Source organism: Sphingobacterium paucimobilis HER1398, assembly GCF_000416985.1.
Taxonomy (GTDB): domain Bacteria; phylum Bacteroidota; class Bacteroidia; order Sphingobacteriales; family Sphingobacteriaceae; genus Sphingobacterium; species Sphingobacterium paucimobilis.
Genome location: NZ_ATDL01000004.1, coordinates 426,864 through 439,709 on the forward strand (window position 1 = coordinate 426,864; position 12,846 = coordinate 439,709).

General features: G+C 41.6%; 9 protein-coding genes. 3 read left to right on the forward strand and 6 right to left on the reverse strand.

Annotated features, from left to right (window positions below; translation table 11 throughout):
- The first annotated feature begins 1 nt into the window (after position 1).
- The gene (locus M472_RS27345) at positions 2 to 1,015 is read left to right on the forward strand and encodes a PorP/SprF family type IX secretion system membrane protein (RefSeq protein ID WP_031301367.1); all 1,014 of its coding nucleotides are present in this window, start codon (positions 2 to 4) and stop codon (positions 1,013 to 1,015) included.
- A gap of 41 nt (positions 1,016 to 1,056) precedes the next feature.
- Complete coding sequence (locus tag M472_RS27350; RefSeq protein WP_021069027.1) at positions 1,057 to 3,006, forward strand: OmpA family protein; 1,950 nt, start codon at positions 1,057 to 1,059, stop codon at positions 3,004 to 3,006.
- Positions 3,007 to 3,070: 64 nt separating this feature from the next.
- Here M472_RS27350 and rnr read toward each other — a convergent pair whose 3' ends face one another.
- From rnr to fsa, 5 genes are all read right to left on the reverse strand, one after another.
- Complete coding sequence (rnr, locus tag M472_RS27355) at positions 3,071 to 5,200, reverse strand: ribonuclease R (protein ID WP_021069028.1); 2,130 nt, start codon at positions 5,198 to 5,200, stop codon at positions 3,071 to 3,073.
- Positions 5,201 to 5,442: 242 nt separating this feature from the next.
- On the reverse strand, positions 5,443 to 6,966 hold the full coding sequence (eptA, locus tag M472_RS27360; RefSeq protein WP_021069029.1) for a phosphoethanolamine--lipid A transferase EptA: 1,524 nt from the start codon (positions 6,964 to 6,966) through the stop codon (positions 5,443 to 5,445).
- Complete coding sequence (locus tag M472_RS27365; protein WP_021069030.1) at positions 6,947 to 7,777, reverse strand: phosphatase PAP2 family protein; 831 nt, start codon at positions 7,775 to 7,777, stop codon at positions 6,947 to 6,949. The genes eptA and M472_RS27365 overlap by 20 nt, the downstream gene beginning before the upstream one ends.
- Positions 7,778 to 8,248: 471 nt before the next feature.
- Entirely contained in the window at positions 8,249 to 8,710 is a 462-nt protein-coding gene (locus M472_RS27370) for a Fur family transcriptional regulator (protein WP_021069031.1), read from the reverse strand.
- A 76-nt stretch (positions 8,711 to 8,786) separates the two neighbouring features.
- Positions 8,787 to 9,446, reverse strand: coding sequence for a fructose-6-phosphate aldolase (fsa, locus tag M472_RS27375; RefSeq protein WP_021069032.1), 660 nt, complete (start codon positions 9,444 to 9,446; stop codon positions 8,787 to 8,789).
- A gap of 172 nt (positions 9,447 to 9,618) precedes the next feature.
- Here fsa and M472_RS27380 point away from each other — a divergent pair, with 172 nt between their 5' ends.
- On the forward strand, positions 9,619 to 10,872 hold the full coding sequence (locus tag M472_RS27380) for an MFS transporter (RefSeq protein ID WP_021069033.1): 1,254 nt from the start codon (positions 9,619 to 9,621) through the stop codon (positions 10,870 to 10,872).
- On the opposite strand, the gene ispG is transcribed toward M472_RS27380, so the two are convergent.
- Complete coding sequence (gene ispG, locus M472_RS27385; RefSeq protein ID WP_021069034.1) at positions 10,832 to 12,838, reverse strand: (E)-4-hydroxy-3-methylbut-2-enyl-diphosphate synthase; 2,007 nt, start codon at positions 12,836 to 12,838, stop codon at positions 10,832 to 10,834. The genes M472_RS27380 and ispG overlap by 41 nt on opposite strands.
- Positions 12,839 to 12,846 lie beyond the last annotated feature (8 nt).

The following is a 12,846-nucleotide window of genomic DNA, read 5'->3' on the forward strand; positions in this document are numbered from 1 at the left end:
GATGAAAAAGTTTAATATAAAAAGTTTGTTGTTCACGACTATGGTCCTTCTCGCAATGAAGGGCCATGGCCAACAAAATATACAGTTCACGCAGTATATCTTTAATTCGATATCGGTCAATCCGGCCTATACAGGATACAAAGAAGAATGGTTTGGACAGATGGGGTTACGTAGTCAGTGGTCAGGCTGGGAAGGTGCGCCTAAGACGGGATCAATATCGGTAGATGGGGTGCTGGATCCTGAAGAAAGACGCCATGGTGTAGGTCTACAGGTGACAGCTGATAAGTTGGGAGCACAGGCTGCGACCAGTATTTTTGCGAACTATGCATTGCGTCTACAGTTGGATCGTGCCGATGAGCATCGCTTAGCGCTTGGTGTAGCTGGAGGGGTGACACAATATAGTCTTGATGGTAGCAAGTTAGAAACAGTGGAAAGAATTGATGGGGTTGTACCAGACCATATGGTTACCACCTGGCGTCCGGATATCAGACTGGGAGTGTACTATAGCAATCCGAAATGGTATGCTGGTGTGTCTGTACAGGATCTGTTTGCTAACAGCAATAGTGCAGAAGAGTTTCAGTTCAATCAGAACTCATTGGAAAGCTTGTACCGTAAAGTTCACGGATACTTTATAGCAGGAGCACTTTTTGAACTGGATCCGGGATTGTCTTTGCGTCCTAGTTTATTGATAAAAGAAGACTTTAAAGGACCTACTTCATTGGATTTGAATGCGATGTTTATCTTTAACGACAAGTTTTGGATTGGGGGCGGATACCGTACGAGAGCACGTATTTTTGATAGGGAGTATAATAAGAATACGGCCAATAAGCTTAGCGCAATGAACTCGTTCAGTGGGATAGCACAATTTTATGTGAGCCCCAAATTGCGCATAGGATATTCTTACGATCATATGTTGAATAGTTTGAGTGGGTTGCAGAATGGAAGTCACGAAGTGACTCTTGGAATTACATTTGGACGTGGATATCGTCAAATCTTGAGTCCACGTTATTTTTAAAATGACTTGTACATATTGGTAGTCTTTATAATTCGTACTTCATGAGAACAAAAAAATATTTTAATACAATCCTGATGGCTGTTGCACTTTCTATAAGTGTGGGGTCGGTGCAGGGACAAGAACAGCCTAGCCGTCGTAACCGAGCAGATCAACTTTATAAGGAGATGCAATACGCTAAAGCCGCACTCGCTTATGAAAAATTGGTCGATGTAAAGAAACCCAGTGTTTCGAATATGGAACGATTGGCTCATAGTTACTTCTATATCAAACAATATGATCTAGCAGAAAACTGGTACGCAAGATTGGTCGCTCAAAAAAATGTATCCCCAGAATTGCGACTGAACTATGCTGAGGTGTTAAAACAACAGGGTAAATATGCTGAAGCTAAAGCGCAGTATGAACAGTTGTTGGCTTCGGAGGGAACAACAGAAGCGATATCGAATGCCATACATGGGGCCGATTCAGCTCAAGTGTGGATGCGTAATCCTACGCGTCACGATCTTCGTAATGAGAAGGAGGTAAATACTTCGCTAGCTGAATTTGGTGTTGTCAAAACCAGCAATGGCGTCCTGTATGCCGCAGAGCCAAACAGTCTGCTAAATGCTAAAAGTGGCATGACAGGGCAAGCATTTTTGCGCATCTATACGGCAGAACGTAAAGCAGACGGTACATTGGTGTATCCGAATGTCGTAGCTTCTGCTATCAACAACTCGGCTTATCACATCGGTCCTATAGCTACGAATGCTGCGGAGGATGTACTCTATGTAACCCGTACCTTTGCAGGTAAGGATGGAGAGCGATTTAAAGAAGACGGTGCAAAATGGAATAAGCAAAATTTAGAGCTTAAAATATTCCGTAAAAAAGGAGCGGAGTGGGTAGAGGAAGATTTTGCATACAACAATGTGAAGGAATACTCTTTGGGACATGCTTTCCTTAGTCCTGATGAGCAGATACTATACTACGCATCCGATATGCCAGGAGGTAAGGGTGGTGTTGATATTTGGTACAGTGAGTTGCAGGGAAACGGTAGCTGGGGCAAACCTCAGAATGCTGGAGACGTTATCAATACCGCAGGAGATGAGATGTTTCCAACATTGGCAGGTAAGGAGCTTTATTTTTCAAGCAATGGCCATGTTGGAATGGGAGGACTTGATATTTTTAGTGCCAAAGGAGCTAAAGGTAAATATGAGGGAGTGAAGAACTTGGGTTATCCCATCAATTCGGCCTCAGACGATTTCGCTTATGTAGAGTATGGAGAAACGATGGAGACCAAAGTTGGGTATCTATCTTCTAACCGTAAAGGTGGTGCAGGCTCAGATGACATCTATTCGTTCGTGTATCAAAAGCCTAAAATTAGAATCATCCTGGAAGGTGTGACGCGTGACCGTCAGACAGGTGAATTGTTGCCGGCATCTACAGTAACTTTGTTTGGTGCTACAGGTAATATTATTTCCAAAGGACAGACTGATAATGCTGCTCAGATTAGTTTTGAAGTAGCGCCTAATACCGTGTTCCATCTTTTGGGTGAGAAAAAAGGGTATCATGCGGATTCAGTATTGGTAAATGCTGTAATGCCTACAAAAGATACGGTGATCCGCTATACGATGAACCTGAACCCTATGCTTAAGGTGGGAGATCGTTTTGTGCTGGAGAATATCTATTATGATTTTGATAAGCATAATATCCGTACGGATGCCGCTAAGATTTTAGATCAATTGGTAGCAACGATGCGTGATAACCCTACGCTGCGTATAGAGCTGTCGAGCCATACGGATAGCCGCGGATCGGATAGCTATAACGAAAAATTGTCGCAACGTAGAGCGCAAGCAGCTGTAGACTATTTAGTGTCTAGGGGAATCGATCGTCAACGTCTAGTAGCGAAAGGATATGGGGAGAAACGCTTGGTTAACAGATGTAGCAATGGTGTAAATTGTACGCCTGCTGAACATCAGGCAAATAGAAGAACAGAAGTGGAAGTTCTAGAACTCTAATGAGTTCTGTCTTTACACATAAAAAAAAGCTCTTTCTGATTGGAAAGAGCTTTTTTTTATCTGATTAACTTATTAAGGTGAAATCTATCTGTCTTTTCTCCAGATCGACTTTCTTGACTTTGATCTGGACTTCGTCTCCGAGCTGGTAGACTTTTTTCTTGCGTTGTCCTATAATGGCAAAGTTCTTCTCGTCTAAGGTATAGAAATCATCCGTGATGTCGCGCAGGCGTACCATACCTTCGCATTTATTTTCTTGGATCTCGACATACATGCCCCATTCCGTTACTCCGGATACAATGCCTGTATATTCTACACCAACTTGATCCTGTAAGAATTCAGCCTGTTTGTATTTGATCGAAGCGCGTTCTGCTTCAGCAGCTTTTTTCTCCATTTGGGAAGAATGTTCTGCCATCTTCTCGTAGTGTTCGACATTGATCTTGGTCCCGCCATCGAGGTAGAATTGTAATAGCCTATGCACCATAACATCGGGATAACGACGGATAGGCGATGTAAAGTGCGTATAGTAGTCAAACGCTAGACCATAATGTGAAGTGCCTTTGGTAGTATATATGGCCTTGGCCATCGAACGTACCGCTAGTGAGGTCAATAAATTTTGCTCTTTACTTCCTTCAATTTTCATCATCAAAGCATTTAATGACTTCGCTGTTTCTTTGTCTGATTTTATAGAGAGACGGTGGCCAAAGCGAGCGGCGAACTGCGAGAAACTGGTCAATGTCTCTGGATTAGGGGTATCGTGAAAACGGTACACGAATCCAAGCTTGTTCTTGCCTTTTCCTTGTTTTCCGATATACTCTGCTACTTTGCGGTTGGCCAACAACATAAAGTCTTCTATCAGTTTGTGAGCGTCTTTTCTGACTTTGGTATATACACCTAATGGTTTGCCTGTTTCATCCAATAGAAATTTGACTTCCTCGCTTTCGAAACTGATCGCTCCATTTTTGAATTTACGGTCGCGTAGGATATAGGCTAGTTCGTTGAGTTTGAGAATTGCTGTTGCATGATCTCCATTTTTGCTCTCAATGATTTCTTGCGCATCTTCGTAGCTGAACCGTCGATCGGAGTGGATGACAGTACGTCCAAACCATTGGTCTACAACATTAGCTTTGTCATCCATCTCAAATACAGCCGAAAAGCAAAGCCTGTCTTCATTGGGACGCAATGAGCAAAGGTTGTTTGATAGTCGTTCGGGCAACATCGGAATAACACGGTCTACCAGGTATACGGATGTGCCTCTCTCAAATGCTTCTTTGTCCAGCGTACTTTCAGGTGTGACATAGTAGGATACATCAGCAATATGTACACCGATTTCGTAATTGCCGTTTTCCAATTCCTTGAAGGATATCGCATCGTCAAAATCCTTGGCATCGGCAGGGTCTATCGTGAATGTGAGCGTATCTCTGAAGTCTCTGCGCTTGGCAATTTCTTCGGAACTGATCTCTTCGGATATGGCATTGGCAGCGTCTTCAACTTCTTTTGGAAACTGGAGGGGAAAACCATAATCTGCAAGAATAGCATTCATCTCGGTATTGTTCTCACCTTTTGCTCCAAGTACCGATTTGACTTTACCTATAGGATTCTTCGCGTTTTTGGGCCATTCTACAATGGTAACCAAGACCTTCTCGCCATTTTTTGCACCATTAAGACTGTCTAATGGGATGAAGATGTCATGTTGCATCTTTCGGTCATCAGGTAGGAAGAAAGCATAGCTCTTGGAGATATCTATCGTTCCGGTAAAGTCGGTTTTCGAACGTTGTAGAATTTCGACGACTTCACCTTCTCGTTTACGTCCCTTTTTGCGATCATAGACGTGTACTTTGACAATGTCGCCATGTAGTGCCTGCCGTAATTTCCGGGGAGCGACAAAGATATCTTGCTCCAATTCGTCTTCAGGAACGATATAGGCTGAACCATCGGCCGTCATATCTACCTTACCGATGATGTAGACCTGTAGTTGTTTCAGTTTGAACTTCCCTCTTTCGGGTTGAGAAAACTGCCCGTTTTTTGACGAGTCGTTTAAGATATCGGCGATGGCAACCTTGGAGTCGCTATCCTGAATATTGAGTTTTGCAGCGACTTGCTTATAGTTTAGAAGTGGATTGCCTGATTTTTCAAAAATATCAACAATCAGTTGTGTCAGCACTTCTTTGTAGGGATTTTCTTTTCTTGATTTCATTTTTTTTCTTCTTCAGTGGCTAGCAGGAGTCTTCCTTTCGGTCGGGTTCATCTCTCTGTATTCTTTTCTTCAATAGCTAGATGCCTGATTTATTGCTATAGGATCTACGTTATCGTATGTCGCTAATGAAGTAGCGGTGCCAATTGTTAGTGAAATATACAAAAATGATGCAGAAATTGTGGTTTCTATGGGAATATTTATTTTTTGTCAGGGCCAATAGCAGATAGCCAACAGCCATCTGCTTAATATTTATAAATGTTCAAATCCTCATTATAGATGGGGCTTTGTATGCTCAAAAAATTCATAATACTATGAAAAACATGGTTTTGTGTTAATGCTTCATTGGGCTTTAACTGTTTTGCAGGATCCGATACCCATACAATGAAGGGAATCTGGTATTGTTCTTTTGGTGCTATGCTCATCGGGACGCCATGCATATATAAGTTCTTCTCTCCCAGGGATTCACCATGATCCGAAACATAGATCATGCTACTATGGAATCCTTTCAGTTGTTTGAGGTCTTCAATCACCTGATGTAATAGATAGTCGGTATACACAATCGTATTGTCATAAGCATTAATAAGTTCTTCTTGGGAGCATTGGGCTAATTCTACGGAATGACAAACGGGTTTGAAAACTTCAAATTGAGGGGGGTACTTTGTACTGTAGGTCGGGCCATGGCTGGTGCTACTGTGTAAAATAACCAGTATTTTATCTTTGTCGCTTTTTAGAATCTGTTCTTTCAAGCCACTTAGCAATATTTCGTCGTAATCACAACCGACACCCTCGCAATTTGGCTTCAGATCTTCAGCCTTCAAATAGTTCGCTATATGTACAGGAGGCTCACCCCAATTCGTAGTCCGCCAGATTACTTCAACCCCATTTCTGTCGAGGTAATTGGGTAATATCTCGTATAGTTTTCCTGTGTTTTCATGTTCCAGAATACATTTTACCGTTGCGGTTGTATATGTAGCACAGGATGTTGCGTTGAAGTGGTAGACATTATCCGTCTTGGAAAGCAAAGGGTTGGTATTCTTTTCGTAACCATAAAGCGAGAAATTCTGACTACGTCCGGATTCTCCGATAACTAATACAACTACTGATTTTTCTTTATTTGTAATCTTTGCATCCGGTAAAAGTATTTCCTTCACATTTTCCTGGTGCTTGTGGATATAAAACCGTGGAATGTTGACCATGTAAGACCAAGGCATGGCTAAGCCTCCCAATACTTTGGAATGTTTGTCGATCCATAATACCTGGCTGGCATTGGCCACGACAAGTATGACAATCAGTAATAGATTGATACCAGAACATTTAAAGAAAAACTTAGTGGACTCTCTCTTGATTTTGGTTTTGCAGATCCATATACTTGGGAGAATTCCAAAAAAGACCAAATAGATGATGAGTTTGAACGAAAAAAAAGCGCTGGATTCCTCCAAGTTTGTATTGATGACGTTGCCAATCATGCTTTCGTCGATAATAGCACTATAGGTATTGACGAAATATACCGCTATGGAGTTGACGATAAAGAACAAAGAAGTCAGGATCCTGCCCGCAAGTGGGGATAGGAAGAATAGTAAATAAAAGACAAAGAAATTTGCTGTGATGACAAGGATAGTCAGCGTAAACATGAAGAATAAGCCGCTAGCAGATGTATAATCTAGATTATCGAGTGTAAATGTAAGGAATGGAAAGTGGAAAAACAAAAGGTTTAAGAGGCATATTATCAATACAAAGGAAGATAATTTAATACTTTTTTTGAACATAAATTCTGGTAATAACGAATAAAGATATTAATAAGCTAAATAGTGCAAGATAGAATATAAATAGATTAGTATCTAGTATTTTGAAAATAATTATCACAGTAGAGACTGTAAAAAGTAACATGAATATTGGATAGAGTTTGACTTTGTCGATCCAGGTCCACAAGTTGAATTTTTGGGTGACCACGATTCCTATTAAGGCGGACAAGTAACCAAAGATGGATCCAACCAGGACATCTAATGGATAATGTGCGCCTACACCAATGCGGGTAGAGATCAGAATAGCGCCAAGGACACAAATAAATAAGCACCAAAGTATTTTTAAAATTATTCGCTGTGGCATGAATGCAAATAGGATCACACCTAGAATGGTGAATACTGTAATCGAATGACCAGAAGGGAAGCTGTTGCTACCGACGAGTTTGGGGCCTATAATTGTGAATTTCTCCTGGAGAAAAGCTGCAGGACGCGGAATAGCAAATAAAGGCTTGAGTATTGCAGTGAAAAGTGCCGAGATCAACAAGGCATTGATAAAGCATTCCCAGCATTTGGGGGCGATAACAAAGAGTATGGTTAGAAAGGACAAAAGAATCAAGGCGTCCCCCAATTGCGTCAGATTGTCCATGAGTACAGGGTAGACGGAGAGCTCGGCATTGCCGTATAAGAATAGTTCTTTCTGTAGTTCTATATACTCACTATGGAGTAAAGCGCGAGAATAAAACAGAAAACCGAATACTGCCATAAGCAATAGAACAGGTAAGAAGAAATAGGAAAGCCTTATTTTTAATATATTTTTATTAACAGTACTTTTCATAAGCAAAAAAAATAATTTTTAATGACGCTATGGAATATCCAAACCGATTGTAACGAGCTCAAAAAGTAATTGCATTATTTTGTTGTGTATGCTGCTTTTCGGTCGTTAGTATTTGTTCAGTATATACTACATGGATATTTCATGCATGAGCGTTTATATTGGTTGTTTTTTAGTATATAATGGTGTTCAATTTTGTTTGTTCACAGCCTAATTATCGCTAACGGACAGGTTCTTTTTTTGAACTTGAAAATTTCAACGGTCAAATATAAACTTTATGAATGAAGTTTGGTGTTAATTTATTATTATATGTATGTTGAATATGATTTTTTTTTAAATATGTCAGGAGGGATGAACATATTATGCTAAATGTCGAATCTTCGTGTAACAGCCGACAGACAGTAGGTGATTGTAGCCAATAGAGGATGGCTTAACTTGTAGGTTGGCGCGAGCGTTTAGCTCGTGTTCATAGTTTTATTCGCTGCTGTTGCAATCGTTACATAAGCCTACCGCATTGATCGCTATCGAATGGAGCGTAAAGTTCTTAGGAAGATTAATTTTTGGAACCGTAACATCATCTAAGCAAAAGACACTGTTGCATACTGAACAGATGAAGTGTATGTGCTGGTCATGGTGATGATCTGCTGTACATTTGGTCGAACAGATGGCGTAGGTGGCCGTTCCATTGAGATCGAATATTTTGTGAAGAATTCCTTTTTCCTCAAAGCTTCCCAATATCCTGTAAAGGGTAACACGATCGATATCTTTACCTACGATTTTTTCCAGGTCGGGCTGGGATAGAGCGGCTGTCTTTTCTGAAATGATCTCTAAAACACGCAGACGGGGTTGGGTTACTTTAAGTTGGTTCTTTCTTAATAGATTTGCAAAATCCTCGTTAATGATTCCTTCTTTTGTCTGCTTTTTCTCGATACTCATGGTTGTCAAATTAAAGTGTCATCTTGAGCGGCTATATTACTACCCGCTCAAGATGACATCCCTTATATTCTTTTTTCTATTTGCCAGCTGCTTTAGCGTGATCTGCTAAAAATTGCGCTAGACCGCTGTCTGTCAACGGATGCTTCAAAAGAGCTGTGATAGCGGACAGAGGACCTGTCATCACATCGGCTCCGATCTTGGCACAGCCCAAAATATGGGAGCTGTTGCGAACAGATGCAGCTAGGATCTGCGTTTGGAATCCGTAGTTGTCATAAATTAATCTGATCTCTTCGATAAGGCCTAGACCATCAACGGAGATATCATCAAGACGCCCTATGAACGGAGATACATAAGTCGCACCAGCTTTGGCAGCCAATAGAGCCTGACCTGCTGAAAATACAAGTGTACAGTTTGTTTTTATACCTTTCTTACTGAAATATTTGATAGCCTTGATGCCGTCCTTGATCATAGGTACTTTGACGACGATCTTGCTGTCTAATGCAGCAAGCATTTCACCTTCTTTGATCATACCTTCGTAATCTGTAGAGATAACTTCTGCACTGACATCACCATCTACGATCTCGCAAATAGCCTTATAATGGTTGATGACGTTTTCCTCGCCACTGATTCCTTCTTTGGCCATTAGGCTTGGATTGGTGGTTACACCATCTAATACCCCGAGGTCTTGTGCTTCTTTGATCTGTGCCAGGTTGGCCGTGTCTATAAAAAATTTCATGTTTTGATTGATTGTTGTTTACAAATTATTACGACGTTTTAAAAACTATCTCCTATGTTAGCTGTTACAAATGTAGTTAATTCTTTAGATTTTCTGAAAAGACTAAGTTTTCTAAAGGTCATAATGTAAGACTGATTCGGTTGCAGTCTCTCGATTTAAGTATATTGCCTATATGGATATTTTCAGGTCGCTTCATTACCCCAATTTTAGGCTACATACCATAGGACAGTCCATCTCTCTTCTCGGAACATGGATGCAGCGTATCGCTATCAGTTGGTTGGTTTATGAACTTACGAATTCTGTCTTTTGGCTCGGTTTTGTTTCATTTGTTTCTTTATCGCCTTCGCTGTTTTTCTCCCCTTTTATAGGAAGTTTTGTAGATGGGAGATCTAAATATCGGCTTGTTGTAGTCACGCAGATATTGCTGATGATCCAAGCTGCTGTATTGACACTGGTTGTATATGCAGATTGGGTGTCGGTATACTGGTTATGTGTACTTGGTTTTGTGCAGGGGGTGATCAATGCTTTTGATGTGGTGTCCCGACAGGCCCTATTGGTCTCTTTGGTGGATAACAAAAAAGACCTCCCTAATGCAATTGCTCTTAACTCTTCTGTGTTCAATGCTGCACGAATGGTGGGACCGGCTATCGGTGGATTTCTTTTAAGTACCTATGGAGAATTGGTGTGTTTTTTTATCAATTTTTTGAGTTTTATTCCTGTGTTGTTTACACTGTCTCAAATGAAAGTCGAGGAATTGCGTATCGCTAAGTCTAAACAGTTTTCGAATTGGCAAGGCTTGAAGGATGGGTTCGACTATTTGAAGCGCTCGCCACATATTGCTTCCTTGATTGTTATTATGGGATGCTCCAGTCTTTTTGTGATTCCTTACACGTCTTTACTGCCGGCTGTAGCAAAGGACTTGTTTAATGGGGACGAACGTACGTTTTCGTGGTTTGAGAGTGCTGCCGGATTGGGAGCAATGATCGGTGCTATTAATATGGCCAGGCTGAAATCCGGGGAAAATCTACGCTATCGTGTGTTGTTCTCTGCTCTCATCATGGGGATTTCTCTGTTGTTGCTTGCTTATGCACACTATTTGGTCTCTGCATTGCTCTTTACCGTAGCGGTTTCTTTTGCGATGATGATGCAAAACTCCAGTATCAATACTTATATACAGACACACGCAATGCCGGCATATAGAGCGCGTATTATGTCCTATTACGTGATGGCCTTTCAGGGGATATTTCCAATAGGGAGCCTCATTATCGGTGCCATAGCAGAGGGGCTAGGTATAAAACATACGCTCTATCTCATGGGTACTATCGGTGTTTTGATTGCTGTGGGCTTTTACACCTATCTCCGACAGCACATACATAGAAGGCTGTTTAAATTTCCCCTTCCTCTAACCAGAGACCGTCGTTCTTGATGATATCGATCAATTCGTCCAGGGCATTGGCCGAGCTGACATTCTTTTTGACGACTTCCTTGCCTCTATACAGTGTAATCTTATCAGGACCGGCACCGACGTAACCATAATCTGCGTCGGCCATTTCGCCAGGGCCATTTACTATACAGCCCATAATGCCTATTTTGAGTCCTTTAAGATGGTTTGTCCTGCTCCGTATCATCTGTGTAGTTTCCTGGAGGTCGAAAAGTGTCCGGCCACAACTAGGGCAGGATATGTATTCGGTTTTAGATATCCGAGAGCGGGTCGCCTGCAATATACCAAAGGAAATTGAAGAGAGTTTGTCTGTTGGCGTAGCAGGTGAATCGATCCATATTCCGGAACCAAGACCATCGATCAATAAAGCACCAAGATCGGTCGCGGCGTAAAGCTGTAATTTGGAAATAGGCTCTTCGGGATCCATATCATTGCCGATAGGGGCCGAAAATTCTTCTACAGGATAGTTTCGATGTATAATGACTGGTGTATCTATCCCGATCTCTTGTAGATTAGCGAAGAATTGCCGTTGGTCTGCCATACCATGAGCATAATCCGTTTCTAATAAAAAGACTACAGTTTTGTCCAATTGCAGATGTTCGAAATCTGGGGATTGTAGTTGTGTATTGGACAGGCGAATGAGGTTTAACACGGGATCTTTACTTGTCGCACTATTGAACTCGTTCAATGTAAAGACAGGGTGAATGTTGCTCTTGTTGGACAATTGCAGCCAGGTGCTGTAACTGTATAGTTGCTTTAGGTTGCCGGGCATGTTGAATGAAGGCAACTGCTCACCTAAATACACAAAGTCAACAGATTGGTCTCCCATGTGATATTTGTCATTTAACAAATCGTATCGATAGCCCACTTCGGATAAGATGAAGGGGTCTTTTAGATTCTTGTTTGAAATATCGACTATGACACGCGGTACCAAAGAACCTCCGACAAAGGTGTTGACTTCTTGAGAAGTATATGGCTTTGTGTCCTCGGGGATGGATAAGGCGAAGATCGGTTTTTCCTCAGGATTATCTATCTGTTTGTTTCTTCTGGAATATCTATTTACTAAGGCAATAGCAACAGGAGCTTCTTTTTCAGGTTCCTCGGTTAGAGACACGCGAACGGTATCGCCCAATCCATCTTCTAGTAAGGTCCCAATACCGACGGCAGATTTAATGCGACCGTCTTCACCATCACCTGCTTCGGTAACTCCGAGGTGTAATGGATAATTCATGTTTTCAGCGACCATACGTTCTACAAGCATACGATAAGCTTGTACCATGACCTGAGGATTGGAAGATTTCATAGATACAACCAGGTTGTAATAATTCAAGTCTTCACATATGCGTATGAATTCCATGGCAGACTCGACCATTCCTTCTGGGGTATCGCCATAACGGCTCATAATACGGTCGGATAAAGAACCGTGGTTGGTGCCGATGCGCATAGCTGTACCATATTCTTTACAGATATGGACAAGAGGAGCGAACTTCTTGTGTATTCGTTCGAGTTCAGCCTGATAGGCGGCATCTGTATAGTCTATCTGATCAAATTTCTTTTTGTCGGCATAATTACCTGGATTTACCCTGACCTTTTCGACAATACGGGCAGCAACTTCAGCCGCATTGGGTGTAAAGTGTATATCGGCTACCAATGGAACCTGATAACCTCGAGCACGAAGTTCTCGCTTGATATTTGCTAGGTTCTCCGCTTCTTTGATGCTTGGAGCTGTAATACGGACATATTCGCAACCAGCGTCCACCATGCGTATGGTCTGTTCGACAGAACCAATTGTATCCATGGTATCGATCGTGGTCATGCTTTGTATACGGATAGGATTATTCCCGCCCATCGGAATATCACCTATCTTTACTTCTCTTGTTTTAAACCTCGAATATTCAAGTTTCGAATTACAATAACCTCCTGGTAATATCAACTTCGTGTGTGCCTCCATCTTGGATG